Source organism: Flavobacterium sp. ASW18X (assembly GCF_005144745.1).
Classification (GTDB): Bacteria; Bacteroidota; Bacteroidia; order Flavobacteriales; family Flavobacteriaceae; genus Croceivirga.
Window position 1 is genome coordinate 1 of sequence record NZ_SWKK01000071.1, and the last position, 544, is coordinate 544.

The window sequence follows — 544 nt, forward strand, 5'->3', positions numbered from 1 at the left end:
CACAACTTTTTGCGCAACTCGGTGGTTCTCCTGATAACACTGGAACTTGGTCACCCGCTTTAGCTGGTGCTGGTACATATACTTACACTGTCCCCGCAACTTCGCCCTGTACTGCAGATGCCATCGCAGAAGTGGAAGTAACGGAACAAGCTGCGCCAGATGCAGGCAGTAATGGAACTTTAGTCATTTGTGAAGGGGCAACCGTTACCGCTACACAACTTTTTGCCCAACTCGGTGGCACTCCTGACAACACTGGAACTTGGTCACCCGCTTTAGCTGGTGCTGGAACATATACTTACACTGTGCCCGCAACTTCGCCGTGTACCACAGATGCCATTGCAGAAGTGGAAGTAACTGAACAAGCTGCTCCAGATGCAGGTAGCAATGGAACTTTAATCATTTGCGAAGGAGCAACCGTTACCGCTGCACAACTTTTTGCGCAACTCGGTGGCACTCCTGACAACACTGGAACTTGGTCACCTGCTTTAGCTGGTGCTGGAACATATACTTACACTGTCCCCGCAACTTCGCCTTGTACGATAGA

Annotated in this window: 1 pseudogene; it reads left to right on the plus strand. The window is 50.4% G+C overall.

Annotation, left to right across the window (positions count from 1 at the left end):
• A pseudogene (locus tag FBT53_RS16210) lies at window positions 1-544 on the plus strand (hypothetical protein); the annotation flags it as partial.